A 26606-nucleotide genomic window follows, 5' to 3' on the forward strand; every position below is an offset into this window, starting at 1 on the left:
CGGCCTGGTCGTTCGATTGTAGATCCGGCCATCACCTAGGCTCGGATGTATGGAGCGCATCATTGGCATCGAGGTCGAGTACGGAATCTCCTCCCCAACCGATCCAACGGCCAACCCGATTCTCACGTCCACTCAGGCAGTGCTGGCCTATGCAGCCGCGGCCGGAGTGCCTCGGGCGAAGCGAACCCGCTGGGACTACGAGGTCGAGTCACCCCTGCGTGACGCTCGTGGGTTCGATCTCGGTCGTTTCAGCGGACCCGCACCGATCATCGATGCCGACGAGATCGGCGCCGCCAACATGATTCTCACCAACGGTGCACGGCTGTACGTCGACCACGCACATCCGGAATACTCGGCACCAGAAGTACGCGATCCGCTCGATGCAGTCATCTGGGACAAGGCAGGCGAGAGGGTGATGGAGGCCGCGGCACGGCATGCCTCCAGCGTGCCCGGTGCCCCGCGACTCCAGCTGTACAAGAACAACGTCGACGGCAAAGGCGCCTCGTACGGAACTCACGAGAACTACCTCATGTCCCGCGCGACACCTTTCTCGGCTGTCATAGCCGGTCTGTCTCCGTTCTTCGCATCCCGTCAGGTCTTCACCGGGTCGGGCCGGGTAGGAATAGGTCAATCCGGTGACGAAGCGGGCTTCCAGCTCTCGCAGCGCGCCGACTACATCGAGGTAGAAGTCGGCCTCGAAACGACACTCAAGCGCGGAATCATCAATACCCGGGACGAACCGCATGCAGATGCAGACAAGTATCGGAGACTTCACTGCATCATCGGCGACGCCAATCTTGCCGAGATGGCGACCTATTTGAAGGTCGGAACGACAGCGCTCGTCCTCGACATCATCGAGGCAGGCGTCGACCTCTCGGATCTTCAGCTGGCGCGTCCCGTCACCGCAGTTCATCAGATCAGCCACGACCCGACATTGCGGCAGACCGTCGCACTTACAGACGGTCGAGAACTGACTGCCTTGGCACTGCAGCGGATCTACCATCAACGCGTCGCCAAGTTCGTAGCCGGAGAAGGCAACGACGACCCACGGGTTGCGGACATCCTCGAGAAATGGGCGATGGTCCTCGACCTACTCGAACGCGACCCGATGGAATGCTCGGATCTGCTCGACTGGCCGGCGAAACTCCGCCTGCTCGAGGGGTTTCGGCAGCGCGAAGGCCTCGGATGGTCCGCGCCGCGACTGCATCTCGTGGATCTTCAGTACTCGGATGTGCGGCTCGACAAGGGTCTCTACAACCGACTCGTGGCGCGCGGATCCATGCAGCGTCTCGTCACCGAACAGCAGATCCTCGACGCGGTGACCAACCCGCCGACCGACACCAGGGCCTATTTCCGCGGAGAGGTCCTCCGCAAATTCGGGGCCGACATCGCAGCCGCAAGCTGGGACTCGGTGATCTTCGACCTCGGTGGCGATTCCTTGGTACGAATACCGACCCTGGAACCGCTGCGGGGCAGCAAAGCGCATGTAGGGGCACTCCTCGAGTCCGCCGACACCGCCGCAGAGCTCGTCGAACAACTCACCACCTGATCCACCCAGCTCTCACTCCTGTTCATCTCGGTCACTCCGCGGGCTCCGCTCCTGCCTGACCTGGGTCACTCCGCGGGCTCCGCTCCTGCCTGATCTGGTGTCTTGCCACCCGTCTCAGCGCCGAATCGGTAGGGTGAAGGTCCGAGCAGGTACTGCGAATACGTAAGGAGGTCGGCGACTATGGCTCGAGAGCAGACACGACGCTCTGGCGGTGGCGACGGCGACGACGAGGTCCCCGGTGAGGCCGGCGGTGGTCAGGAACGGCGCGAGAAGCTGGCAGAGGAAACCGACGACCTACTCGACGAGATCGACGACGTGCTCGAGGAAAACGCCGAAGACTTCGTACGTGCTTACGTTCAGAAGGGCGGCCAGTGAGGTTGGACCGGACGGCGTCTGTGCTCGATGATCTGCTGCCGACATTCGGCTCGCATCATTCTTCGTTCACCGACCACCTACGTGATCATGCGCCGCACCTGCTTCCGGGAAATCGATTTTCGCCGGAAGCAGGTGCGGATCCACGCGGAAGTGCAGGCGATTTCGTGACGATGTCGGATCTGGCGCCCCACGGTACGACCATCGTCGCGGTCACCTTCGCCGGTGGCGTTCTCATCGCCGGCGATCGTCGTGCGACTCAGGGCAATCTCATTGCCAACCGAGACATGCAGAAAGTCTTCGTCACCGACGAATACTCGGCGGCGGGCATTGCCGGGACTGCAGGCATCGCAATCGAACTCGTGCGTCTGTTCACCGTCGAACTCGAACATTACGAGAAGATCGAGGGCGTTCCGCTAACGTTCAACGGTAAGGCGAGCAAGCTGTCTTCGATGGTCCGTAGCAACCTGGGTGCCGCAATGCAGGGCCTGGCAGCAGTGCCCCTGCTGGTCGGATTCGACGTCGACGCAGCCGATCCCGAGGTTGCTGGTCGCATCGTCTCATACGACGTGGTCGGCGGCAGGTACGAAGAGCGATCCGGTTATCACTCGGTGGGTTCGGGATCGCTGTTCGCGAAATCGGCACTGAAGAAGCTGATTTCACCGGGCATGGACGAGGAAGCCGCGCTGCGTGCAGCCGTGGAGTCCCTCTTCGACGCAGCAGATGACGACTCCGCGACTGGTGGACCGGATGTGACACGCGGCATCTATCCGACCGCTGTCACCATCACGAGTGTCGGTGCGGTCGACGTTGCCGAATCACGAATTACCGATGCCGCTCGGGCAGTGATAGCCGAACGCGCTCAGGACGGGGGGCTTTCGTCATGACGATGCCGTATTACGCATCGGCCGAGCAGATCATGCGCGATCGCTCGGAGCTGGCACGCAAAGGCATCGCACGAGGTCGAAGTGTCATCGTCTTGACCTTCGCCGAGGGTGTGTTGTTCGTCGCCGAGAACCGCTCTTCGGCACTCCACAAGGTCAGCGAACTCTACGACCGACTCGGTTTCGCAGCCGTAGGCAAGTACAACGAGTTCGAAAACCTCCGCAAGGCTGGGATTCTGCACGCCGATACCAAGGGCTACACCTACGACCGGCGTGATGTCACCGGACGTTCTCTCGCCAAAACCTACGCCCAGGCGCTCGGTACGATCTTCACCGAGCAACTCAAGCCGTACGAGGTGGAGATCTGTGTTGCCGAGGTAGGTCACTCCGATGAGCCGTCGTCGACGCAGCTGTACCGAATCACCTACGACGGTTCGATCGTCGACGAGAAGGAGTTCGTCGTCATGGGCGGCACTACCGAACCGATAGTCACCGCGCTTCGGACGTCCTACCGGCGGGGGCTCGACCTCAGCGCTGCGGTGAATATCGCAGTCGACGCACTTGCTCAGGGCACGGTGTCGACGACTACGACCGGAGTCGACTCCGAGAAGAAAGTTCTCGAAGTCAGTTCCCTCGAAGTCGCCGTTCTCGATCAAGCTCGCCCCCGGCGTGCGTTTCGACGCATAGCGGGCCCGGCGTTGCAGGAAATGTTGCCCAATCTCGCATCGACTTCCGAGTCCTCGACGGCTGATTGAGTTGTTGCGGGCCGGCCTCGTGCGCTACCTGTCGCGGTAGAGTACGAGGCCATTGTCGTCGGTGGAGAACGTGAATTCACTACCGTCAGCGGTTACTTCGCCGTCGGTCGCGAGTGCAACCTCCGAGCCGGTGACCTTCACACTCAACGTTCTAGTAACGGAATGCACATAGGTTGCCGAAGTTCCGAGCGTGCCGGTCAACGCTGCGATCAGCAGTCTCGTGCGCGACAGAAACGGCTTCGATGGAAGATACCGAACATCGAGCGTGCCAGAACCGATGGAGCGTCGAGACATCGGAACCTGATCACTGGGGTGGTACTGGCCGTTGCCGACGAACAGCATCCACACCGATTTCGGCTGGCCGTCGAGGGAAATCTTCAAGGGTGCCGCCGCTGCCAGAACACGGATCATCGCTACCGCCGCTGCCGGCCATTTACCGATCTTGCCTTCCAAGCGTTCTCGAAGTCGTACGGAATCCGGATACCCGCCGAACGTTGCCGTATTGACGAAATGAACAGACCGAGAACCGTCGACGATCACCGATGCGAGATCGACCCGCGATGCGTATCCACTCTCGATGGCATGCACTGTCGCTTCGACGCTGGCGACCCCGGCGTCTCTGGCAAAATGGTTGAGCGTTCCTCCAGGGAACACTGCAAGCGGGAGTCCGTGTGCAACAGCTGATTCCGCCACACTGACGATCGTGCCGTCACCTCCGCACACTCCCAGCGCTCGCGGTCTGCCTTCGCTGATGCGTTTCTCGAGTTGTTCGTTGAAATCGGTGTCGACATCCGGGGCGAATTGTTCGGCCTCGGGGAGCAGTTCGCTGATTACGGCCGACATGTCGTCGTTCGTCCCGGAACCCGGATTGGTGAGGATGAGTAGTCCTCTTCCCTTCGGCAACGCGGGTGCTTCGATGGAAGTGCCGAGCTCTGCTGCTTCCTCTGTGCGAACCGCCCACCACCTCCTGGTCGACAGGGCGATACCCGCACCCAGAGCAGCGCCTGCGACGACGTCGGATGGCCAATGGACGCCCGTGTGCACCCTTGAATAGCAGACTGCGGCTGCGAGCGGAGCCACAAGCGCTCCTGCGAGCGGTGATTCGAGGGAAACCCCGACAACGAATGCTGCCGCCGACGCGGAGTGTCCGGACGGGAATGAGGACGACTCGGGTGGAGACAGCAGGCGCCGGACGAGTGGAGTCCGCTCGAACCCTGGCCTGGTACGCGGTAGGAGTGGCTTGAGAACGCCGTTTGCGACTGCACTTGCGCCGGCGACGGCAAGAAGTCCGCGAACAGCGCCACGACGCGTCGGGCCGGGGCGGGCAGCGAGCAGTCCTGCCGAGGCTGCCCACAGAAGACTGTGATTCGCGGCCGTACTGAGTTCGCGCAACAGTGGATCGGCAGCGGACGCGCGGCTCACAGCAATGCGATCGAACACTCTTACGTCCCAGGTATGGATCAGGTCGGGTAGTCGCGATGGCCTGTGCTTCACAGTTCAAGCCTATGCGGAGCGAGGTGACACGACAGAAGTCGGGACGTTCGGACCCCAGGTGGGTGCTGGGTCGTTGTACTGTCGAAGTGTGCAACGACGAATTATGGGCATCGAGACCGAGTTCGGTGTGACATGTACATTTCACGGGCACAGGCGGCTGAGTCCCGACGAGGTGGCCCGCTACCTGTTTCGCCGAGTCGTGTCCTGGGGCCGTAGCTCCAACGTTTTTCTTCGTAACGGTGCGCGGTTGTACCTCGACGTAGGTTCGCATCCGGAGTACGCGACGGCCGAGTGCGACAGCCTTCTGCAGCTCGTCACGCACGACCGAGCCGGTGAGCGCGTGCTCGAAGACCTGCTGATCGATGCGGAACAGCGTCTCGCCGAAGAAGGTATCGGCGGCGATATCTACCTGTTCAAGAACAACACCGATTCGGCCGGTAACTCCTACGGCTGCCACGAGAACTTTCTGGTGGCACGCGCAGGGGAGTTCTCCCGAATCTCCGACGTCTTGCTGCCTTTCCTGGTGACTCGCCAATTGATCTGTGGGGCCGGCAAGGTTTTGCAGACCCCCAAAGCTGCGACGTTCTGCCTCTCTCAGCGGGCCGAACACATCTGGGAAGGTGTGTCCTCCGCGACTACGCGCTCTCGACCGATCATCAACACCCGAGACGAACCACACGCCGATGCCGAGAAGTACCGGCGTCTGCATGTCATCGTCGGTGACTCGAACATGTCCGAGTCGAGCACCATGCTCAAGGTCGGTACCGCTGCGCTCGTTCTGGAAATGATCGAGGCCGGCGTCTCCTTCCGAGACTTCGCTCTGGACAACCCGATTCGGGCGATTCGCGAGGTAAGCCACGATCTGACCGGCAGGAAGCCTGTCCGCCTGGCCGGTGGCCGTCAGGCCAGTGCACTGGAGATCCAGCGTGAGTACCACGCGCGAGCCGTCGAACACCTGAAGTCCCGAGAACCCGATCCACAGGTGGAGCAAGTGGTCGATCTGTGGGGCCGCACTCTCGACGCCGTGGAAGCGCAGGACTTTGCGAAGGTCGATACCGAGATCGACTGGGTGATCAAGCGCAAGCTGTTCCAGCGTTACCAGGATCGCTACTCGATGGAGCTGTCGGATCCGAAGATCGCTCAGCTCGACTTGGCGTATCACGACATCAAGCGCGGTCGCGGGGTGTTCGACGTTCTTCAACGCAAAGGCTTGGTCAAACGCATCACCGAAGACGAACAAATCGACGAGGCGGTCAATGTGCCACCGCAAACGACTCGCGCGAAGCTGCGAGGCGAATTCATCACCGCCGCGCAGGAAGCAGGACGCGACTTCACCGTGGACTGGGTACATCTCAAGCTGAACGACCAGGCACAGCGCACCGTGCTGTGCAAGGATCCGTTCCGTTCGGTCGACGAACGCGTGGAGCGTCTGATCGCTTCGATGTAGCGGGTCACGCATCGACCATTAGGCTGCCATAGTGGCGATCACCAAAGTCGAGCGATTGATGAACCTGGTCATCTGTCTCCTGTCGACGCGGCAGTTCGTGACCGCGGAGCGGATCCGAGACAGCGTCGCAGGGTACGGAGACTCGGGGACCGACGAAGCGTTCAGTCGCATGTTCGAGCGAGACAAGAACGAACTCCGCGATCTCGGCGTGCCGTTGGAGACCGGGCTGGCTGCCGGCTCGGGAGGGATCGAGGGCTATCGGATCAATCGTGATGCCTACGAGCTCCCGGCCATCGATCTCAGCCGAGAAGAAGCCGCCGCCGTCGCAGTCGCCGTGCAGTTGTGGGAGTCCCCAGAGTTGACTTCCGCAGCGCAAAGCGCGCTCCTCAAGCTACGTGCCGCCGGCATTCAGGTCGATCAGGACCAATCGGCGGCGTCGGTCACCGCGGTTCCAGCGCGGACCAGAGGCTCCGAACCTGCGCTCGGTGCCTTGCTTTCGGCAATCGACGCGGGGCGGTCCGTCCGTTTCGAGCATCGAGGCTCGACCACAGACCCTTACGTCACTCGCACCGTGCAACCGTGGGGCGTAGTCACGTTTCGCGGACGGTGGTACCTGGTGGGGCACGACGTCGATCGCGACGACATTCGGACGTTCCGGTTGTCGCGGATCGGCGATGACGTTTCCACGTTCGGGCGCACCGGAAGTGTCCGTAAGCCCGAGGGCATCGATCTTCAGTCCATTGTCGAACGAGTTGCCGGAACCGCGGAGGTCAGCGGATCGGCAACCGTTTGGGTTGTCGACGATGCCGCATTCGAGATCAGAAGACTGGGAACTGCGCTGGAGGACCGCACAGTCGGCGGAAGAAGCGGATCGGTCGTACAGATCCCGGTACGTTCGTGGGAATGGGTGACCCGTCTCGTGGCAGGGCACGGGGGTGATGCTTTGGTACTGGATCCGCCGGAGCTACGTGCCGACGTCATTCGTGCGCTGCGTTCCGCAGCGGTCGCGGCGTCACGGTGAGCGCGCGACTGTCGGTGCGGTTGGCCCGACTCCTCAACATGGTGCCTTTCTTCCTGGCCAATCCGGGCCTGAGCGCAGCCGAAGCAGCGCGCGAGCTCGGCGTATCCACCACGACCCTGATGACCGATCTGAATCAGCTCTGGATGTGCGGATTGCCCGGCTACGGTCCCGGAGATCTCATCGACCTGTCCTTCTCCGAGGAGAGCATCGAGGTGACGTTCTCTGCCGGAATCGATCGTCCGCTGCGGTTGACGTCGACCGAAGCCACGGCCCTGCTCGTCGCACTTCGTTCATTGACCTCGATGCCGGGGATGGTGGATCCGTCAGCTGCGCAGCGCGCGATCGCGAAGATCGAGGATGCGGCGGGAGCTGCTGCCGCCAACGTCCCCCGATCATCCGGGCAAGATACGGCGACATCGGTACCGGAGAGCGAGGCCGCGGCCGCCATCCGCTCTGCCCTTCGGAATCGACATGCGCTCGAATTGACCTATTACTCCGCTTCGCGTGACGCCGTGTCCGAACGAATCGTCGATCCGATCCGAACTGTCCTGATCGACGATCACAGCTACCTGCAGGCTTGGTGCCGTCGCGCCGAGGGAGTGCGACTGTTTCGATTCGATCGAATCGACAGCGCAGTCGAGCTTTCCGAGCCGTCGCGCCCTCCCGAGGGCGTGCCACAGGACGACAGTTTCGAGATCTTCAATGACGACCCCTCGCTCCCACAGGCTCTACTCGAGATCCAACCCAGTTTCGTGTGGGTGATGGACTACTACCCGATGACTCAGATAGGTGCTGCGGCAGATGGCTCGATCACGGTGACGATGCGATTCGCGACCTTGGCGTGGATGACCCGTTTGACGCTTGGTTTCGGTACGGGTATCGCGGTGCTCGGACCGCCGGAACTGCAGCGCAGCGTCAACGAACGCGCCCAGACCGCGCTGGCTGCTTATGCTGAGCTCGGTGAATGATTCGAGCGAGGTTGTTTCGCACTGCTCAATATCAATGAACTTGCCGTTAACACTCGGTTTCTTCGGGTCCGACTAGGTCTGATGTCGGGTACGCTCGAGGTATCTGATTCTGGGAGGTACACATGGGAGCCTTGAGCCCGTGGCACTGGGCCATCGTCGCGGTGGTCGTCGTAATTCTGTTCGGTTCCAAGAAGCTGCCCGAAGCAGCTCGGGGACTGGGCCGCTCGCTGCGCATCTTCAAAAGCGAAGTGAAGGAGATGCAGAACGACGGCAAGGCCGAAGCTCCTGCCGCTCAACCTGCCGCGCCGACGCAGCTCAATCCTGCGGTGCCGGTCGACCCGCACGCCGTGGACGCTCATCCCGTCGACGGTGTGAGCAGCCGACCTGACACCAAGTCGGCCTGAGAAGAACGATACGTAGCTAACCGGGGTGCTGATCAGCACCCCGGTTCACTGCTGAGCGAAGACAGAGAATGCGAATCCCGTTCGACCCAAGGCGAAGCAAGCGCCGACTGAATCCCGACGGCACGATGTCGTTGGTCGATCACTTGTACGAGTTGCGGACTCGGTTGATGTGGGCTCTGCTCGCCGTTGCCGTGACGACGGCCTTCGGCTTTTTCTGGTACTCGCACACCTTGTTCGGCTTCGAGAGCCTCGGTGACCTCCTACGCGGTCCTTATTGCTCGCTCGATCCAAGTTTGAGAGCGAATCTGAGCAACGACGATTCGTGCCGCTTGCTGGCTACCGGCCCATTCGATCAGTTCCTCCTCCGATTCAAGGTCGCGTTCACCGCCGGCGTGGTGTTGGCATGTCCTATATGGCTCTACCAGCTGTGGGCCTTCATCACCCCAGGTCTCTACGCGAAGGAACGCGGTTATGCGATCGCGTTCGTGTCGTCCGCGGCTGCACTGTTCGTCGCAGGTGCGATTCTCGCGTACTTCGTCGTGGCCAAGGGCCTGCACTTCTTGTTGTCCATCGGTGACAACGTTCAGATCACGGCGCTCAGCGGTGACCAGTACTTCGGGTTCTTGATCAATTTGCTGATCATTTTCGGTGTCAGCTTCGAGATTCCGCTTCTGGTGGTGGCGTTGAATTTCGTGGGCATCTTGACCTACGAACGATTGAAAGCATGGCGCCGCGGACTGATTTTCGGACTGTTCGTCTTCGCTGCGATCGCAACGCCCGGACAAGACCCGTTCTCGATGTTGGCATTGGCGTTGGCACTTACGATCCTGTTCGAGATGGCAGTGCAGATCGCTCGCATTCACGACAGGCGTAAATTGCGCAAGAGTAGCGAGGAATGGGGTGATGTATCCGATGACGAAGCATCGTCGATCGATTTCACTGGATCCATCGAATCACCGAACAAGGTCGAGGCACCGAGCAAGGTCGAGGCACCCCGTCAACCCCAGCAGGACTTCACCGACACGATCTGACGTGATCGAGTGAGCGCCTCGACGTCCGAATTGCAGAAGTTCGCCGGTGAGCTGAGCTTTCCACTCGATCGTTTCCAAATCGATGCCTGTACGGCGTTGGAGGCAGGCCACGGCGTGCTGGTGTGCGCTCCCACCGGTGCGGGTAAAACGATTATCGGTGAGTTCGCCGTTCATCTCGCCCTCGCATCGGGTCGCAAGTGCTTCTATACGACTCCGATCAAAGCACTGAGCAATCAGAAGTTCGCCGAGCTGACGGCACGGTACGGCCGGTCGACTGTCGGCCTGTTGACCGGTGACTCGAGCATCAATCCCGATGCTCCGATCGTCGTGATGACGACCGAAGTCTTGCGAAACATGCTCTATGCCAACTCGAATGCCCTTCGGGGACTGTCCCACGTGGTCATGGATGAGGTTCACTATCTCGCGGATCGGTTCCGGGGTGCGGTGTGGGAAGAGGTGATTCTTCATCTCTCGCAGGACGTTCGACTGGTCAGCCTGTCGGCGACCGTGAGCAACGCCGAGGAGTTCGGCGCGTGGATGGAGACGGTCCGGGGAGATACCACCGTCGTGGTGGACGAGAATCGACCGGTGCCGTTGTCGCAGCACATCATGGTCGGCCGCCGGTTGTTCGATTTGTTCGACAATCGCTCTCACTCCAGCGGGGGTGCGGCAAAACCTGTCGTCGACCGCGATCTGGTCCGCCATGTGAAGGAACGGCAGTCACTCGATTACGTCGACAGATGGCAAGCGCCCCATGGAAGAGGGCGCGGGCGTGGTGGACACGGAGCGAGTGCGAACAATCGCCCTCTGCCGCGGCCCGAAGTTATCGCTCGGCTAGATCAGGAAGGTCTACTCCCGGCGATCACTTTCATCTTCAGCCGTGCCGGTTGTGACGCCGCGCTGACGCAATGTCTGCGTTCCCGGTTGGTTCTCACGACGCCGGAGCAGGTCGAAGAGATTCGCGACATTGTCGAAAAGCACACTTCCGAGCTTCCCCGTCAGGATCTCGAAGTACTCGGCTTCTGGGAGTGGCGCGAGGCCCTCGAGCGGGGTCTCGCTGCCCATCATGCGGGCATGCTGCCGGTCTTCCGACATACGGTCGAAGAGCTGTTCGTCAAAGGCCTGGTCCGGGCAGTGTTTGCCACCGAAACCTTGGCTCTGGGCATCAATATGCCTGCACGCACCGTCGTGCTCGAGAAGCTGGTCAAGTTCAACGGCGAAACTCATGCGGAGTTGACTCCGGGGGAGTACACCCAGCTGACGGGTCGAGCGGGCCGCCGCGGCATCGATATCGAAGGTCATGCGGTCGTGTTGTGGCAGCCGGGAACCGAGCCGACCGAAGTAGCGGGTCTGGCATCGACCCGCACCTTTCCGCTGCGGAGTTCATTCCGCCCGGGCTACAACATGTCGATCAATCTGGTCGAACAGTTCGGAGCTGCCGACTCGCGCGCATTGCTGGAACGCTCGTTTGCCCAGTTTCAAGCGGACCGATCTGTCGTCGGTCTCGTTCGCGGCATCGAGCGCAACGATGTGACTCTGACCCAGTTGGGTGCGCGACTGGGTGGACCGGAGGGCGAATACTTCGAGTACGCCAAACTGCGGGAACGACTGAAGGACCGCGAGAAAACCCTCGAGCGTCAGGGACGGCAGGACCGAAGGGACAATGCCGTCGAATCGCTACGAACTCTCAAGCGTGGCGACGTCGTATCCGTTCCCAGCGGCAAACGCAGCGGGTTGGCTGTTGTCCTCGAGCCCGATGACGACCTCACCGATCCTCGGCCCCTGGTTCTGACCGAGGACAAGTGGGCCGGACGAGTGTCGGCTGCCGACTTCCCCTCTCCTGCAGACTCCTTGGGCGCGATGCGTTTGCCTCGTTACGTCGATCATCGAACAGCGAGGACTCGGCGTGATTTGGCGGCGGCGTTGCGTTCGACCGGCATCTCCGTGCCATCGGATCACCGACGCCGTAAATCCACGGCGGCCGACGACCGCGAACTCGCCACGTTGAGGCGGAGCATACGTTCGCATCCAGTTCATTCGAGGTCCGATCGTGAGGAACTCGGCCGAGTGGGCGAGCGGTACAACAGGCTTGCTCGGGAGAACGAATCGATGCGACGCAAGGTGTCCGCCACGACCAATTCGTTGGCGCGTACATTCGATCGGATTTTGTCGCTGCTTGCCGAAAGGGAGTACATCACTGCCGGTCGTACACCCGAGGTGACGGGCAACGGTTCGCGATTGAGCCGCATCTACTCCGAATCGGACCTGCTTGTCGCCGAGTGCCTGCGGCAACGCCTCTGGCTCGGCCTTGCTCCCGCCGAACTTGCAGCCGTTGTGTCCTCGGTCGTGTTCGAGTCACGACAAGAAGGCGACTCGACTCCGCAGGGGCCAACCGGACCCGTGCGTCATGCGCTGACCGAGACGGTCCGGGTATGGACGGAATTGCGCGCCGACGAGATTCGACACTCTCTACCGCCGACACGTGAACCCGATATGGGGTTCGTGAAAGCCGTGTATCGCTGGGCCAGCGACAGCTCGCTCGTAGATGCTCTCGTAGCTGCAGGAGACAACGGAAAAGCTCTGTCCGGGGGCGATTTCGTTCGATGGTGCCGACAGGTCATCGATCTACTCGATCAAGTACGTCTCGCTTCGCCGGATCCGGAGATATCCAAGACGGCTGCTCGCGCAGTTACTGCCTTACGACGTGGTGTTGTCGCAGTCGATGCGGCTTGAGGTAATTCCGTTAAGGTGTGACGACATCGATTCAAGTGGAGGCGAGATGACCGGCCCTTACGGTCCGAACAACCCTGATGAGCAGTGGTCGCGTAATCAGGGGCAACGGGAAGAACCAGCGTCGGAGACCCATTCTGGTTCTGAATTCCCGACGACCGGTCAGCCATGGGAGCAACAGGGACCCAGTCAGCAAGCACCTGGTCAGCAAGCATGGGGCCAAGCCGGACCCACATCTGGCCAACCGACTCAGGGCTACCCGCAGCAGCCGCCCTATTCACAGGGGCAATACCCAGCGCAGCCCCAGGGGCAGGGTAACTATCCAACTCAGTCCTTCGAGCAGGGCCAGTTCCCGCAGGGGCAGTATCCGCAGGGGCAATTTCCCCAGGGCCAGTTCCCACAAGGCCAGTTCCCACAAGGCCAATTTCCCCAGGGGCAGTACCCCCAGGGCCAGTTCTCGCAAGGTCAGTTCCCGCAGGGCCAGTATCCGCAGGGGCAGTATCCACAAGGTCAAAACCCGCAGGCCCAGTACGGCAGCATGTATCCAGGTCAGCAGCAGCCCGGTCAGCAGCAGTGGAATCCAGGTCAACAACCACCTGAGGGCACCAAGTCGAAGACACCCCTGTTCGTGATCGGCGGGTTGGTCGTCGCAATTCTTCTCATCGGTGGGGTGCTTTTTGCGACCTTGGGTGGAACGAAGACCCTCGATGCTGACGCAGCCGAGGCCGGAATCGAAGAGATTGTCTCCGGAACCTACGGCGCCACAAGCGTTTCGAACGTAGATTGCCCCAGCGGCCAGGCCGTCGAAAAAGGTGCATCCTTCGATTGCTCGGTGCGAGTCGATGGCATCGACAAGAAGGTGACGTTGACGTTCACCGATGACACCGGAACCTACGAGGTATCACGTCCGCGCTGACATACCGGGACCAACTGACGTACTGGGACCAACTGACGTACGAAACCCAGCTGAGATAGGGAGTGCAGCTGGGTTTCGTACGTCAGGAACGTCCGTAGGTGCCCAGTGCCGAGGTCAGTCGATCCACGGCGCTGCCGATTCCGAGTTCGGAAGCCAGCTGCGACAGCCGATCCGGGTCGGCGGGCACAGCTGGGATGATGTCCGGCCGTGAGAACTCGACCTCGGCATCGGTGACGACGCGAACTACGGGCAGTGCTGCGTCCAGGTAGTCACTCGCCGCGGTCAGTTTTGCTCGGATGCCCTTCGCTAGATCGGATGCTGGATCGTTCACCGCTGCGCGCAGGTCGGCCACCGAGCCGTAGCGCAGCATGAGCGTCGACGCCGTCTTCTCGCCGACGCCTTTCACGCCCGGGAGCCCGTCCGAGGCATCACCGCGTAGAAGGGCGAGTTCGGCATATGCTTCGCCCGCCCGGTGCAGGGGAACCCCGTACTTGTCTGCCACTTCCGTGGGGCCGAACAACTCGGCCTTCGCCAACCCCCGCCCGACGTAGAGCACCCTGACCTGGTTGGGTTCATCGGATGCAACCTGCAGCAGATCTCGATCTCCGCTGACGACGACGACCGGATCTTCTCGCTCGCGCGCGGCCAGAGTTCCGAGTACGTCGTCGGCTTCGAGTCCGACCGATCCGGCAGTGGCGATCCCCGCGGCAGCGAGAACGTTCATGATCATCTCGACCTGCGGTGTCAGTGTTTCGGGTACTTCCTCGCTCGATCCGGCGTCGGGCAGTACTTCTGCGACGCGATGCGCCTTGTACGACGGCACTGCATCCACTCGAAACTGTGGGCGCCAATCGAGATCGAGGCAGACGGCGAGACGGCGCGGCTCGGTTCGAGCCATCAGAGCAGCGACCATGTCGATGAATCCCCGCACGGCGTTGACCGGTCGCCCATCCGGGGCCGTGATCGATTCGGGTAGCGCGTAGTAGGCCCGAAACCACAGGCTGGCTCCGTCGAGAAGGAGAAGAGGTGACGTTCCCGGGGCTGTCATGGACATCATCTTGCCAAACGCCGTTAGCCTGAAGTCATGAGTTCCGATTCCACGTCGTCACCCACCCGATTCGCGACAGAAATCTATGCTTCGCGGCTGGCTCGCGCGGCCGAGTACGCCGGGCAGGCGGGTCTGGATGCCTTGCTGGTCACCCCTGGTCCAGATCTGCAATATCTGGTCGGTTCGCGGGCTAGTTCGTTCGAGCGGCTGATCTGCCTGGTGATCCCTGCGGATGGCTCGAGCCCCACCGTGATCGTCCCGCGGATCGAGTTGGCAGCCTTGCAGGATTCTGCGGTCGGTGATCTCGGTCTCGTCATTACCGATTGGGTGGATGGAGTCAGTCCCTACGCACTTGTCGCCGCCATCTTGCCGTCCGGTGCGAAGACCGCGGTCGACGACGCCATGCCGGCATTGCACTTCGTGCCGTTGGCCGAGAAAATGGGGCGGACACCGATTTTGGCGACCGCGGTGTTGCGGCAACTGCGAATGTCGAAGGACAGCGCCGAGATCGAGGCGCTTCGGCGCGCCGGCCATGCGATCGACCGGGTGCACGCCCGAATGGGGGACTTCCTCAGGGTCGGCCGAACTGAGGCTGCAGTTGCGCACGACATCGGCGCCGCGATCGTGGAGGAGGGACACACCGAGGCAGCGTTCATCATCGTCGGTTCCGGTCCCCACGGCGCGGATCCGCATCACGAGGTGTCGGAGCGCATCATCGAGGCAGGAGATGTCGTTGTGATCGACATCGGCGGGCCCGTCGCGCCGGGGTACAACTCCGATTCGACGCGGACTTACGTTCTGGGCGAGCCCTCTGCCGAAGTTGCCGAGCAGTACGCCGTTCTCGAGCGAGCACAACAGGCGGCAGTCGACGCAGTCAGGCCCGGTGCGCGAGCCGAGACGATCGACGCGGCAGCGCGCGACGTGCTGTCCGCCGAGGGACTAGGAGATGTGTTCCTGCACCGCACCGGCCACGGAATCGGTCTGTCGGTTCACGAGGAGCCTTACATCGTGGCAGGCAATGACATCGAATTGGTCGAGGGGATGGCCTTCAGCATCGAACCCGGGATCTATTTTCGGGGCCAGTGGGGTGCGCGCATCGAGGACATCGTGATCGTCACCGCGGACGGGTGTGAGTCGGTCAATCTTCGGCCGCACGGGCTGGCGGTATTGCCGACCACGTAGATCAGCGCGCTAGCAGTGACCGGGAGCCGAGTATCCGTTGGACGGCGATCGTGATGACGACGCGTTCTGGATTCTCCCGAGGGACTCGGTAGCGCTCGGCATATCTCCGCTCGGCCTCGTGGACGTCGTCTCGGTCCGTCAGCACGGTGCTCGGCCCTTCCAAAGTCAGCCATCGCGGTCCTTCGATCTGACTGACAGCTGCGTATCCACCTCGTGCAGCGTTGATCGCCTTCTGTGTAGTTCGGCCGGTGATCACGCGCGCAAGGCGAGCTTCGGGATCCCAGGTGAACCCAACAGCGACGACGTGGGGAGTGCCGTCGGCGCGGAGTGTCGTCAGCGTGGCGAGATGACGTTGGGTGAGAAATTCGGTCGCCTCGGCGGTGAGGGCTGCGGGGTCTGCGGGGGTGGTGGCCATGCTACGACCGTAATCGGCGAGACTGTCAGGCGTGACGTCCACTCCACCCAGTGACACTTTTCCGCGCCATGTCGGCACAGTCCTGCTTCTAGGGGGCCGCAGCGAGATCGGTATGGAGGTGGCGACGCGGCTCGCACCGGGTCGGACCGTCGTACTTGCCGCGAGGCGGAGCGACCAGCTTTCCTCGCAGGTAGGGCGATTGCGGGCCGGCGGTGCACACAGCGTCGCAACGGTGGAGTTCGATGCCGACGACGTGAGCCGGCACGGCGAGTTTCTCGAATCCGTCGCGCAGGAGTACGGCCCGTTGGCGACCGTTGTTCTGGCATTCGGAATCCTTGGCGATCATTCACGGGCGGTATCGGACGCCGAGCATGCGATGGCGATAGTGCATACCGACTTCGTCGCCCAGGTTTCCGTTCTCACTCATACGGCTCGGATGATGCGCCAACAGGGGAGCGGCGAACTTGTAGTGTTCTCCTCCGTGGCAGGCGTTCGCGTGCGCAAAGCCAACTATGTGTACGGCTCGGCCAAGGCCGGCCTCGACGGTTTCGCGGGCGGTCTAGCGGATGCACTGCATGGGTCTGGGGTATCACTGCTACTGGTTCGCCCAGGATTCGTCATCGGATCGATGACCGAGGGGATGTCTCCCGCACCGTTTTCCAGTACGCCGGACCAAGTTGCTGATGCCGTCGTGCATGCACTGGCACGAAAGAAGTCTCGGGTGTGGGTGCCCGGCATTCTCGGACCCCTGTACGTCGGATTGAATCTGCTGCCGTCGTGGCTCTGGCGAAAGATGCCTCGCTGATGCTCCCTGTCGGTCGTATCGCCGTCGTCGGTATCGGAGCGGACGGTTGGGAAGGTGTAGCCGAATCCGCCAGGGCTGTGATCTTGTCCTCGGACGTGGTCTTCGGCTCGACTCGGCAGTTGGCGACGCTTCCCATACCGGACGATCGTGTACGTCCGTGGCCGTCCCCGATGTTGCCCGGCCTGCGAGCCTCGATCGACGAGTTCGACGGTAAGCGGGTATGCGTACTCGCCAGCGGGGATCCCATGTTCCACGGCATCGGAGTCACGCTGGCGAGGGAATTCGGCGCCCAGCGGTTGCATGTGATGCCTGCCCCGTCGTCGATGTCATTGGCCTGTGCGCGGCTGGGCTGGGCGGTGCACACCACCACCGCAGTCAGTCTCGTCAACTCCGAAGCCGCGACGCTGTTACCCGCCTTGGCTCACGGCAGCCGAGTGATCGTCCTTTCCCGAGACCGGCACACCCCCGCTCAGGTGGTGTCGTTGCTGCGTGAATCGGGGTTCGCGGACTCGGTTGTCACAGTCTTCGAACAACTCGGTGGACACGCCGAACGGTCGGTGACCGGTACTGCGCGCACGTGGGGCGAGTCGCCCGGAGATCCGCTCAACGTCGTCGCTGTCGAGTGCGTGTTCTCGCCCACTTCGACTCGGATCAGTCGGATCCCAGGGCTGCCCGACGCTGTTTACGCCGGTGACGGTCAGCTGACCAAATCCGAGGTTCGCGCCTTGACGGTCAGCGCGCTTGCCCCGACGCCGGGAGAAGTGTTGTTCGACGTCGGAGGCGGGTCCGGATCGATCGGTATCGAATGGATGCGAACGGATCCACGATGCACCGCAGTCGCATTCGAGATTATCGAGGCACGGCGATCACAGATCGAAGTCAACGCACATGCGCTCGGTGTTCCAGGACTTCAGGTTCGAGGCGCTGCACCCGACTGCTTCGGCGACGGTGAGCAGCCCGATGCCGTGTTCATCGGTGGCGGACTGACCCAGAGAGAGATGGTCGAAGCCTGCTGGTCACAATTGCGAGCAGGGGGGAGACTCGTCGCGAATGCGGTGACGGCCGAATCCGAGGCGCTTCTTCTCCAATGTGTGGATCGGTACGGTGGGTCGTTGAGGAAGTTCCAGATCTACCGGGGGGAGCCGTTGGGCTCGTTCACGAGTTGGCGCCCGCAGCTTCCGGTTGCGCAGTGGATATCGATCAAGCAGTGAGGGTGCTGGTACTCGGAGGCACCTCCGAGTCGCGAGAGCTGGCCGCACGGTTGTCCGGCGACGATCGGTTCGACGTCGTCACCTCTCTCGCCGGCCGCGTCCGGGACCCGAAACTCCCGCTCGGCACTTCGCGCGTCGGCGGGTTCGGCGGGGCCGACGGGCTGACCCGTTGGCTGCACGATCACGAGATCGACGCGATGGTGGACGCGACGCATCCCTTCGCCTCCACGATCTCGAACAACGCCGCCATCGCCGTTGCACACCATCGCATCCCGCTTCTCGGACTGCATCGCACGCCATGGTCCCGCAGGCCCCGTGACCAGTGGATAGAGGTATTCACCCCAGGCGAAGCAGCGGCGGCCATTCCAGCCGACGCCGGTCGCGTCCTGCTGACGATCGGGCGTCAGGAGGTAGCGGCATTCGCGGGGGTCGAATCCAGCTGGTTTCTGATTCGTAGTATCGATCGACCGGACCCGGTACTTCCTATCCATCACGAATTACTGCTCGCGCGAGGGCCGTTCGACCTCGACTCCGAGATCGAACTGATGCGTCGCCGTGGGATCGACGCCGTCATCAGCAAAAACAGCGGGGGAGTGATGACCGAAGCGAAGATCACCGCAGCGAGAGAACTGGGTATTCCAGTGATCATGATCGCCCGGCCGACAGTGCCGCCCGATCGACGTGTGGTCCACACCGTGGACGACGTCGTCACCTGGCTTGGTTCGCTCTCCGGCTAGGCCCGTCCCTCTGTCGCGGGATATCTGCGTGGCGTGAAGATCATTGCGCCACTTCCCGTGTCGATGATCTCGGTAAGCGAGGATCCCACGATGAGGAGGCATCGCATATCGATATTCGCTTCGGCGAGGTCGGCCAACCGGACGGTGGTCACCGACTCGTCTTCGCTTCCCACCGCGCGACCGATGACCACCGGGGTGTCGGGTCCACGATGTTCGAGGAGGATGTCACGGGTCGCCGAGATTTGCCATGTCCTCGACTTCGAGGCGGGGTTGTAGATGGCGATCGCCATGTCCGCTTCGGCCACAGCCGACAAGCGGGCGGCCACGACGTCCCAGGGCTTGAGGCGATCCGACAGTGAAATCACGGCATAGTCGTGTCCGAGGGGTGCACCGACGCGGCTTGCAACCGCATTCGCTGCAGTCATTCCGGGGACGACCCGCACCGGCACGGTAGACCATTGATCTTCGGCGGCAATTTCCACTACCGCCGAGGCCATTGCGAACACTCCAGGATCGCCGGAGGACACCACGGCAACCCGTCGACCCCGCTTCGCGAGATCCAATGCGAAGGCAGCGCGTTCGGACTCGACCTTGTTGTCGCTTGCATGCCGAATCTGTCCGGCCTGCAACGGGACTCGGTCGAGGTACGTCACATAACCGACGAGGTCGGTGGCAGCGCGAAGCTCATGACGAACCTCGTCCGTCGTCCACCTGTCTGCGCCCGGACCGAGCCCGACGACGACCACTTCACCCAGCGTGCGCGATTCGACGGGATTGTTCGCCGGGCTCGGTACGACTGCGATGGAGAAGTACGGCACCTCGTCGGCGACGACGTCGGCAGCGGCAAGGACCCGTTCGCTACCGGTACTGGCGCGTTCGACGTAGAAAGCTTCGTCGAGTCGTCCTGAGTCTTTCAGTGCAGCTGCAACATTGGGGTAGGTGCGCCCGAGCTTCATGATTGCGGCCGCATCGGTGTTTCGAAGCCGTCTGGTCAGCTCGGCGACAGGCAGCGTTCCGGGTAGCACCGTGAAGACTTCGTCTCGCTCGACCAGTGGTGTCTTCAATGCGGCCGAGGCGGCGCTCACCGACGTCACACCCGGTACGATCTCGACGTCGAATCGGTCGCAGAGCCGCTTGTGCATGTGCATGTAGGAGCTGTAGAAGAGCGGGTCGCCCTCGGCGAGAAGGACCACCGAGAGTCCGGACTCGAGATGTGCGGCAAGGCGTTCGGCTGCCTGGGCGTAGAACTCGTCGATAGCTCCCTGATAGCCACCTGGGTGATCGGTGGCCTCCGTGGTGACCGGGTAGACCAGGTGCTCTTCGATCTGACCTTCGCGCATATAGCCGGCGGCGACTCCGCGTGAGATGGATTTGCCATGCTTGGCGCTGTGGAATGCCACGACATCGGCTTCACCGATGACCCGCGCAGCTTTGACCGTCACCAGTTCGGGATCCCCGGGCCCGATGCCGACGCCCCACAACTTGCCTGGAATTATGCTCATTCTTCCTCGCTTGCAATGGCATTGACTGCGGCAGCTGTGATGGCGCTACCGCCACGCCGCCCCCGAACCACCAGATACTCGAGACCGAAGTTCGAGGTGATGAGGTCCTCCTTGGATTCGGCAGCACCGATGAAACCGACCGGACCCCCGACGATCGCGGCGGGTTTGGGCGCGCCTGCAGCCAGCATCTCGAGTAAATGGAACAGCGCTGTCGGCGCATTACCGATCGCAACTACGGCGCCATCGAGCCGATCTCCCCACAATTCGAGCGCGGCTGCAGTTCGAGTCGTACCCATCTTGGCCGCGAGATCACGCACTCTCGGATCCGACAGCATGCAGATCACTTCGTTGTCGGCGGGCAACCGTCGGCGCGTGACACCTGCTGCGACCATTTTCACATCGCACAGAACCGGTGCACCTGCAGCAAGGGCTGAGCGGGCGTTGGAAACAACCGACGGTGTGGCACCGACAACTTCGGTGAGGTCGACTTCACCGCTGGCATGGATCATCCGAACGACGACCTGCGCAACGTCAGGGGCGAACGCCGAAAGATCCGCCTCGGCTCGAATAGTCGCGAAGGACTGTCGATAGATCTCCGCACCGTCGCGGATGTAGTCGTACATGGAGTTCACGATAGGTCAGAACGGAGACCCCTCATGACACCCGGTATCCGGCGCCGGTGGCGACGACGTCCACGATCTCGCCTTTCGGCCTGCCACATCGACGCTCGCATCCTGACCAATGTTCGCGTTGGTCAGCCAGATTTCGGCCGGCGGCCACGGCGTCACGTAGATCCCCCCGCACGTCGGCATTCGACTTCTCGCACCCAGGTGCGCCGGTGCAGGCGCTGAGGTTCACCCAGGGTGAGTCGGCATCGAAGATCAAGCCCATCGGAGCCAGTACTCGGACCACCTGTTCGGCAGCGCCCTCGTCGAGATCGCACACGACGATCCCGCGCCACGGCGTGACGACGAGCGGCTTGTCGATTGCAGCGAGAAACTCGGCGAGCCGTGCGTCGAGGACTCCGAGCGCAAGAACTCCGCCCAGCGCGACGAGTCCGTCGCCCTGCGACAGCCACCCGATCGGGGGCGTATCGGACGGTCGAGTGGCCAGTGGGCCCGTACTTGTAGGGTCGTAACCGGATGAATCGAGGCCCAGCGTTGCGAGAACTCGTGCGGGTCCGTCGGCTAGCTCGGTCAGTCGCCACTCCGTGCCCCGCAACGAGACGAATATTCGGGCGGCGTCCACCAAAACGTCGACGACGCTGTCGCGGTAGACCCGGACACCCGTATCAGCGCCACCGAGGATCAGGGCGAACAACTCGGGCGAGAGCGCTTGGACACCGAAGTCCGGGTTTAGAGCGGTGACATCGCCTCGGCCGTCGTCGAGGGCGAACAGTGTGCGGCCGGGAAGATCCGCCAGCTCGGCACGGGCGCACAAGGCTCGGTCGAGTGCGGTGATCAAGGTTCGGACATCGGTGACACCATTGACCCGACCAGTCAAAGGCGAGGCAAGAATGTTGCGCACACGCTCGTGCGACGGGGAGGGCAACATACCGGCATCCGCGAGCCGTCGAGCCAGCTCGGTGCTGTCCCGAACCCCGCGGAATTGAATGTTGCCGCGGGATGTCAGCTGCATCGACCCGTTGCCGAGATCGCCGGCAGCCTTCGCGAGAACCTGCATGTGGGAAGGGTTGACCATTCCGCCGGGCAGCCGCACCCTGGCCAGAGCGCCATCGGCTGCTTGGTGCAAGGTCAGTGCGCCTGGGCAGCGGTCGGGGGTCGTTCTCGGGTCGCTCGACATCACCTGTCCAGGCTACAAGTGCATCTTGTCGGCGTTTCCCGATGTTACGAGCCAGGAGGTTTCTTCGGTAGCATCCCCTTCGAACGGCTTCGGCCGAGAGGAAGCCGGTGTAAGTCCGGCGCGGTCGCGCCACTGTGAAAGCCAGACCCTCTCCCGTGAGCCCACACGCAAGACGAATGCGGGGCGCGAAAACCCCGAGGAGGGCAGTACCCGTGATCCTGCTTCTGTCCACATCGGACACCGACCTGCTCAGTGCGCGTGCCAGCGGCGCCGACTACCGGTGGGGAAACCCCTCCCGCCTGCTCGCCGACGATGTCGCCGGGCTGGCCGAGGGCGTCGATGTGATCGTGCTCCGGATCCTGGGGTCGAAGCGGTCCTGGGAAGAAGGCGTCGACGCAGTACTCGCCTCGGGCGTTCCCGTGGTCGTTCTCGGTGGGGAGCAGGCGCCGGACGCGGAGTTGATGGAGTTGTCGACCGTTCCAGGCAATGTCGCAGCTCAGGCTCATAATTACCTGGCAGAAGGTGGCCCGGAGAATCTTGCCGAACTCTTCGGCTTCCTGTCCGACACCGTTCTGCTCACCGGTCATGGGTTTGCTCCGCCCGTCCACACCCCCACGTGGGGAGTGCTGGAATCTTCGGTGACACCCGCCGATGCAGATGGACCGACCATCGCGATCCTCTACTACCGAGCGCAGCACCTGGCCGGAAACACTGCCTACATCGAAGCTCTCGCCGCGGCCGTCGAGGCGAAAGGTGGAAAGGCGCTGCCGATCTTCTGCGCATCGTTGCGCGCCGCGGAACCGGAACTACTGGGCGCTTTGAAGTCGGCCGACGCGATGATCGTGACCGTGCTGGCCGCGGGCGGAACCAAGCCTGCAGGCGCGTCCGCAGGCGGCGACGACGAAGCCTGGGACGTTGCCGAACTGGCCGCACTGGACGTTCCCATCCTTCAGGGGCTCTGCTTGACCAGCAGCCGGGCTGCCTGGGACGCGAACGACGACGGCATGTCGCCGCTCGACGTTGCGACCCAAGTTGCGGTTCCCGAGTTCGACGGCCGACTCATCACGGTTCCGTTTTCGTTCAAAGAGATCGACGGCGATGGCCTGACCACCTACGTCCCCGATCACGAACGTGCCGCGAGGGTCGCCGGAATCGCGGTGCGTCATGCACGGCTTCGCCACATTCCTGCATCGGAGCGCAGGATTGCCCTGATGTTCTCGGCCTACCCGACCAAACATGCTCGCATCGGAAATGCCGTCGGCCTCGATACACCGGCAAGCGCGATTTCGCTCATGACCGAGATGCGCACAGCGGGATACGATCTCGGACCCGAAGACGGCGCCGACGCAGTTCCGGGCTTGGCCGCCCGCGATGGCGACGCACTCATTCACGCACTGATCGCGCGCGGTGGACAGGACCCGGATTGGCTCACCGACGAACAGCTCGAGGGAAATCCGATCCGCATCTCGGCCGCGCGGTACCGGTCGTGGTTCGCCGAGCTCCCGGAGGATCTGACGTCCGCCGTCGAGAAGCATTGGGGACCGGCTCCCGGTGATCTGTACGTAGACCGGTCGAGCGATCGCGACGGCGAAATCGTCATCGCGGCGATGCAGTTCGGCAATGTCGTCATCATGGTTCAACCGCCCCGCGGATTCGGTGAGCGACCCGTCGCGATCTATCACGATCCGGATCTGCCTCCCAGCCACCACTATCTCGCGGCATATCGCTGGATCCAGGCCTCTCGTCAGGACGGCGGCTTCGGTGCCGACGCGATGGTCCACCTCGGAAAGCACGGCAACCTCGAGTGGCTGCCCGGTAAGACGCTCGGGATGTCCGCTTCGTGCGGCACCGATGCCGCGCTCGGCGACCTGCCGCTGATCTACCCGTTCCTCGTCAACGATCCGGGCGAGGGGACGCAGGCCAAGCGTCGCGCCCACGCCACCTTGGTCGATCACCTCATCCCGCCGATGGCCCGCGCCGAAAGCTACGGCGACATCTCCCGGCTCGAGCAGTTACTCGACGAGCATGCCAACATCTCGGCTTTGGACCCGGCCAAACTGCCTGCTATCAGGCAGCAGATCTGGACGTTGATGACCGCGGCCCAGATGCATCAGGACCTCGGATTGGAGGAGCGTCCCGACGAAGAAGTATTCGACGACATGCTGCTGCACGTCGACGGTTGGCTCTGCGAGATCAAGGACGTCCAGATCCGGGACGGTCTGCACATCCTCGGCCAGGAACCGGTCGGCGACGCCGAGGTGGAGTTGGTGCTGGCCATGCTGCGTGCACGTCAGATGTGGGGCGGCGAACAAACCGTGCCCGGACTTCGCGAAGCGTTGGGACTGAGCGAAGACGGGGACGAGGAGCGAACACGAGTCGACGCCATCGAGTCGATCGCGCACGCTCTCGTGGCGAAAATGCAGACGGAGCAGTGGGAACCCGACGCCGCCGAACGGGTGGCGGGAGAGCACGGACCGGTCGTCGCCGAGATCCTTCGCTTCGCGGCCACCGAGGTGGTTCCCCGGCTCCGGGCAACCTCTCGCGAGATCGATCAAATCCTCCACGCACTCGACGGCGGGTTCATTCCTGCCGGCCCGAGCGGGTCCCCGCTGCGCGGACTCATCAACGTTCTGCCCACCGGCAGGAACTTCTACTCGGTCGATCCCAAGGCAGTGCCGTCGCGCTTGGCGTGGGAAACCGGGCAGGCAATGGCCGAGTCGCTTCTCGCGCGCTACCGCAAGGACCACGGGGAGTGGCCCAAGTCCGTGGGTCTGTCGGTGTGGGGCACCTCAGCCATGCGGACCTCCGGTGACGATGTCGCAGAGGTCTTCGCACTTCTCGGCGTCGCACCGGTGTGGGACGAGGCATCGAGACGCGTCACCAAGCTCGAGGTCATCGAGCTGGCCGAACTGGGACGCCCACGCATCGACGTCACGGTGCGAATCAGTGGTTTCTTCCGTGACGCCTTTCCCCACGTGCTGGCGATGCTCGACGACGCGGTGCGCCTCGTTGCGGCATTGGACGAACCGGCCGGTCAGAACTACGTTCGCGCGCACGCTCAGGCAGATCTCGCCGAGCATGGCGATGAGCGTCGCTCGACGACCCGTATCTTCGGCTCGAAGCCTGGAACGTACGGCGCTGGGCTGCTGCAACTGATCGACAGCAAGACCTGGCGTAGCGACGAGGATCTGGCGCAGGTCTACACAACGTGGGGCGGTTTCGCATACGGGCGAGGTCTCGACGGAGTACCCGCTGCCGGCGATATGCGCAGTGCGTACCGCCGCATCGCTGTTGCCGCCAAGAACACCGATACTCGTGAGCACGACATCGCCGATTCGGACGACTACTTCCAGTATCACGGCGGCATGGTCGCAACTGTTCGTGCCCTGACGGGTAAGTCTCCCGAGGCGTACATCGGTGACAGTACGAGGCCGGAATCCGTGCGGACCAGAACGCTGTCCGAGGAGACCGCCCGCGTGTTCCGCGCGCGGGTGATCAATCCTCGCTGGCTCGAAGCGATGCGCAGACACGGCTACAAGGGCGCGTTCGAGATGGCGGCCACGGTCGACTACTTGTTCGGGTACGACGCCACCACAGATGTCGTCGCCGACTGGATGTACGAAAAGCTGGCCGAGACGTACGTCCTGGACGAGCAGAATCAGAAGTTCATGCAGCAGTCCAATCCGTGGGCACTGCACGGGATCGCCGAGCGGTTGCTCGAAGCAGCGGAACGAAAGATGTGGGCCGAGCCAGACGCCGCAATCCTCGACGGTCTACGCCAGGTGTACCTCGAAACCGAAGGCGACCTGGAAGGGGAGTAGCCGTACCCTTTATCGGCATGACCACCTTTGCGAACATCGCCGACGGAAAATACGTGTCACTGACCACCTTCAAGAAGGACGGGACTCCCGTCGCGACGCCGTTGTGGGGTGCTCGCGACGGCGATCGCCTGCTCGTGTGGACGACGACCGATTCGTGGAAGGTCAAGCGCATCAAGCGCAATCCCTCGGTCACCATCGCCCCGTGTTCGGCCCGGGGCAAGGTCGAAGGCGACGCAGTCGACGGTGTCGCCGAGATCATGGACGCCGCAGGCACCGAGAAGGCACGCTCGGCGATCTCGTCCAAGTACGGCATCCTCGGTTGGCTCACGGTGAAGGGAAGCTCGCTTCGTCGAGGAAAATCCGGCACGGTCGGCATCTCGATCGTGCCGGCATAGTCGACGAACACAGCAGCCACCGATGCTTTCGCCATCGGTCGTGCGCTGGTCGATACGGATTTTGCTCATCCGGCAATCGTGTGCGGCGCCAGTTCCGAATGTTTGTACGAGTGCTC

23 protein-coding genes are annotated in these 26606 nt (G+C 62.6%); 17 read left to right on the top strand and 6 right to left on the bottom strand.

Annotated features, from left to right (window positions below; genetic code table 11):
* Positions 1 to 49 precede the first annotated feature (49 nt).
* From dop to prcA, 4 genes are all read left to right on the top strand, one after another.
* The gene (dop, locus tag BJD99_RS20160) at positions 50 to 1549 is read left to right on the top strand and encodes a depupylase/deamidase Dop (protein WP_084348892.1); all 1500 of its coding nucleotides are present in this window, start codon (positions 50 to 52) and stop codon (positions 1547 to 1549) included.
* 180 nt (positions 1550 to 1729) lie between these two features.
* The gene (locus tag BJD99_RS20165; RefSeq protein WP_084348893.1) at positions 1730 to 1924 is read left to right on the top strand and encodes a ubiquitin-like protein Pup; all 195 of its coding nucleotides are present in this window, start codon (positions 1730 to 1732) and stop codon (positions 1922 to 1924) included.
* Positions 1921 to 2808 (top strand): proteasome subunit beta, encoded by an 888-nt coding sequence (gene prcB / locus BJD99_RS20170; RefSeq protein ID WP_084348894.1) that lies wholly within the window; start codon positions 1921 to 1923, stop codon positions 2806 to 2808. Before BJD99_RS20165 ends, prcB begins: the two co-directional genes overlap by 4 nt.
* Positions 2805 to 3560, top strand: a complete 756-nt coding sequence (gene prcA, locus BJD99_RS20175) for a proteasome subunit alpha (RefSeq protein ID WP_084348895.1) — start codon at positions 2805 to 2807, stop codon at positions 3558 to 3560. The genes prcB and prcA overlap by 4 nt, the downstream gene beginning before the upstream one ends.
* 24 nt (positions 3561 to 3584) lie before the next feature.
* On the opposite strand, the gene BJD99_RS20180 is transcribed toward prcA, so the two are convergent.
* Positions 3585 to 5054, bottom strand: a complete 1470-nt coding sequence (locus tag BJD99_RS20180; protein WP_306294127.1) for a bifunctional phosphatase PAP2/diacylglycerol kinase family protein — start codon at positions 5052 to 5054, stop codon at positions 3585 to 3587.
* A gap of 88 nt (positions 5055 to 5142) precedes the next feature.
* On the opposite strand from BJD99_RS20180, the gene pafA reads away from it, so the two are divergent.
* From pafA to BJD99_RS20215, 7 genes are all read left to right on the top strand, one after another.
* A complete protein-coding gene (pafA, locus tag BJD99_RS20185) occupies positions 5143 to 6501 on the top strand; it encodes a Pup--protein ligase (RefSeq protein ID WP_179142432.1) in 1359 nt (452 codons plus the stop codon).
* A 31-nt stretch (positions 6502 to 6532) separates the two neighbouring features.
* Complete coding sequence (locus tag BJD99_RS20190) at positions 6533 to 7522, top strand: YafY family protein (protein ID WP_084348897.1); 990 nt, start codon at positions 6533 to 6535, stop codon at positions 7520 to 7522.
* Positions 7519 to 8490 (top strand): YafY family protein, encoded by a 972-nt coding sequence (locus BJD99_RS20195; RefSeq protein WP_084348898.1) that lies wholly within the window; start codon positions 7519 to 7521, stop codon positions 8488 to 8490. The genes BJD99_RS20190 and BJD99_RS20195 overlap by 4 nt, the downstream gene beginning before the upstream one ends.
* A gap of 122 nt (positions 8491 to 8612) precedes the next feature.
* Complete coding sequence (tatA, locus tag BJD99_RS20200; RefSeq protein ID WP_084348899.1) at positions 8613 to 8894, top strand: Sec-independent protein translocase subunit TatA; 282 nt, start codon at positions 8613 to 8615, stop codon at positions 8892 to 8894.
* Positions 8895 to 8962: 68 nt separating this feature from the next.
* Entirely contained in the window at positions 8963 to 9925 is a 963-nt protein-coding gene (tatC, locus tag BJD99_RS20205) for a twin-arginine translocase subunit TatC (RefSeq protein ID WP_084348900.1), read from the top strand.
* A gap of 9 nt (positions 9926 to 9934) precedes the next feature.
* Positions 9935 to 12658, top strand: a complete 2724-nt coding sequence (locus BJD99_RS20210) for an RNA helicase (RefSeq protein WP_084348901.1) — start codon at positions 9935 to 9937, stop codon at positions 12656 to 12658.
* Between the two features lie 46 nt (positions 12659 to 12704).
* Positions 12705 to 13571 (top strand): DUF4333 domain-containing protein, encoded by an 867-nt coding sequence (locus tag BJD99_RS20215; RefSeq protein WP_084348902.1) that lies wholly within the window; start codon positions 12705 to 12707, stop codon positions 13569 to 13571.
* Between the two features lie 82 nt (positions 13572 to 13653).
* On the opposite strand, the gene BJD99_RS20220 is transcribed toward BJD99_RS20215, so the two are convergent.
* On the bottom strand, positions 13654 to 14628 hold the full coding sequence (locus tag BJD99_RS20220) for a 5'-3' exonuclease (protein WP_084348903.1): 975 nt from the start codon (positions 14626 to 14628) through the stop codon (positions 13654 to 13656).
* A 27-nt stretch (positions 14629 to 14655) separates the two neighbouring features.
* Between BJD99_RS20220 and BJD99_RS20225 the strand changes: the two genes are divergently transcribed.
* Positions 14656 to 15801, top strand: a complete 1146-nt coding sequence (locus tag BJD99_RS20225; protein ID WP_084348904.1) for a Xaa-Pro peptidase family protein — start codon at positions 14656 to 14658, stop codon at positions 15799 to 15801.
* 1 nt (position 15802) lies between these two features.
* On the opposite strand, the gene BJD99_RS20230 is transcribed toward BJD99_RS20225, so the two are convergent.
* Positions 15803 to 16216 (bottom strand): pyridoxamine 5'-phosphate oxidase family protein, encoded by a 414-nt coding sequence (locus BJD99_RS20230; protein ID WP_084348905.1) that lies wholly within the window; start codon positions 16214 to 16216, stop codon positions 15803 to 15805.
* Positions 16217 to 16328: 112 nt separating this feature from the next.
* On the opposite strand from BJD99_RS20230, the gene BJD99_RS20235 reads away from it, so the two are divergent.
* The 3 genes from BJD99_RS20235 to BJD99_RS20245 are packed head-to-tail and all read left to right on the top strand — an operon-like array spanning position 16329 to position 18969.
* Positions 16329 to 17021, top strand: coding sequence for an SDR family NAD(P)-dependent oxidoreductase (locus BJD99_RS20235; protein WP_143542255.1), 693 nt, complete (start codon positions 16329 to 16331; stop codon positions 17019 to 17021).
* Positions 17000 to 18232, top strand: a complete 1233-nt coding sequence (gene cbiE / locus BJD99_RS20240) for a precorrin-6y C5,15-methyltransferase (decarboxylating) subunit CbiE (RefSeq protein WP_143542256.1) — start codon at positions 17000 to 17002, stop codon at positions 18230 to 18232. The genes BJD99_RS20235 and cbiE overlap by 22 nt, the downstream gene beginning before the upstream one ends.
* Positions 18211 to 18969 carry a cobalt-precorrin-6A reductase gene (locus BJD99_RS20245; protein WP_143542237.1) on the top strand — a complete coding sequence of 253 codons (759 nt, stop codon included), beginning with the start codon at positions 18211 to 18213 and terminating at the stop codon, positions 18967 to 18969. Before cbiE ends, BJD99_RS20245 begins: the two co-directional genes overlap by 22 nt.
* On the opposite strand, the gene cobJ is transcribed toward BJD99_RS20245, so the two are convergent.
* The 3 genes from cobJ to cobG are packed head-to-tail and all read right to left on the bottom strand — an operon-like array spanning position 18966 to position 22274.
* On the bottom strand, positions 18966 to 20471 hold the full coding sequence (gene cobJ, locus BJD99_RS20250; RefSeq protein ID WP_084348908.1) for a precorrin-3B C(17)-methyltransferase: 1506 nt from the start codon (positions 20469 to 20471) through the stop codon (positions 18966 to 18968). The two genes, BJD99_RS20245 and cobJ, sit on opposite strands and share 4 nt — an antisense overlap.
* Positions 20468 to 21094: a precorrin-8X methylmutase gene (locus BJD99_RS20255; RefSeq protein ID WP_084348909.1), complete on the bottom strand. Its 627-nt coding sequence runs from the start codon at positions 21092 to 21094 to the stop codon at positions 20468 to 20470. The genes cobJ and BJD99_RS20255 overlap by 4 nt, the downstream gene beginning before the upstream one ends.
* Before the next feature lie 31 nt (positions 21095 to 21125).
* Positions 21126 to 22274 carry a precorrin-3B synthase gene (gene cobG / locus BJD99_RS20260; protein ID WP_084348910.1) on the bottom strand — a complete coding sequence of 383 codons (1149 nt, stop codon included), beginning with the start codon at positions 22272 to 22274 and terminating at the stop codon, positions 21126 to 21128.
* A gap of 212 nt (positions 22275 to 22486) precedes the next feature.
* Between cobG and cobN the strand changes: the two genes are divergently transcribed.
* Entirely contained in the window at positions 22487 to 26095 is a 3609-nt protein-coding gene (cobN, locus tag BJD99_RS20265) for a cobaltochelatase subunit CobN (protein WP_084348911.1), read from the top strand.
* Positions 26096 to 26112: 17 nt separating this feature from the next.
* Entirely contained in the window at positions 26113 to 26490 is a 378-nt protein-coding gene (locus BJD99_RS20270; protein ID WP_084348912.1) for a PPOX class F420-dependent oxidoreductase, read from the top strand.
* The last annotated feature ends 116 nt before the right edge of the window (positions 26491 to 26606 follow it).

This window comes from Rhodococcus sp. 1163 (genome assembly GCF_002091985.1).
Lineage (GTDB): Bacteria > Actinomycetota > Actinomycetes > Mycobacteriales > Mycobacteriaceae > Rhodococcoides.

Coding starts and splice junctions, on each gene's coding strand:
- dop (WP_084348892.1), top strand. CDS start 50: ATGGAGCGCATCATTGGCATCGAGGTCGAGTACGGAATCTCCTCCCCA.
- BJD99_RS20165 (WP_084348893.1), top strand. CDS start 1,730: ATGGCTCGAGAGCAGACACGACGCTCTGGCGGTGGCGACGGCGACGAC.
- prcA (WP_084348895.1), top strand. CDS start 2,805: ATGACGATGCCGTATTACGCATCGGCCGAGCAGATCATGCGCGATCGC.
- tatA (WP_084348899.1), top strand. CDS start 8,613: ATGGGAGCCTTGAGCCCGTGGCACTGGGCCATCGTCGCGGTGGTCGTC.
- tatC (WP_084348900.1), top strand. CDS start 8,963: ATGCGAATCCCGTTCGACCCAAGGCGAAGCAAGCGCCGACTGAATCCC.
- BJD99_RS20215 (WP_084348902.1), top strand. CDS start 12,705: ATGACCGGCCCTTACGGTCCGAACAACCCTGATGAGCAGTGGTCGCGT.
- BJD99_RS20220 (WP_084348903.1), bottom strand. CDS start 14,628: ATGATGTCCATGACAGCCCCGGGAACGTCACCTCTTCTCCTTCTCGAC.
- BJD99_RS20225 (WP_084348904.1), top strand. CDS start 14,656: ATGAGTTCCGATTCCACGTCGTCACCCACCCGATTCGCGACAGAAATC.
- BJD99_RS20230 (WP_084348905.1), bottom strand. CDS start 16,216: ATGGCCACCACCCCCGCAGACCCCGCAGCCCTCACCGCCGAGGCGACC.
- BJD99_RS20235 (WP_143542255.1), top strand. CDS start 16,329: ATGGAGGTGGCGACGCGGCTCGCACCGGGTCGGACCGTCGTACTTGCC.
- cobJ (WP_084348908.1), bottom strand. CDS start 20,471: ATGAGCATAATTCCAGGCAAGTTGTGGGGCGTCGGCATCGGGCCCGGG.
- BJD99_RS20255 (WP_084348909.1), bottom strand. CDS start 21,094: ATGTACGACTACATCCGCGACGGTGCGGAGATCTATCGACAGTCCTTC.
- cobG (WP_084348910.1), bottom strand. CDS start 22,274: ATGTCGAGCGACCCGAGAACGACCCCCGACCGCTGCCCAGGCGCACTG.
- BJD99_RS20270 (WP_084348912.1), top strand. CDS start 26,113: ATGACCACCTTTGCGAACATCGCCGACGGAAAATACGTGTCACTGACC.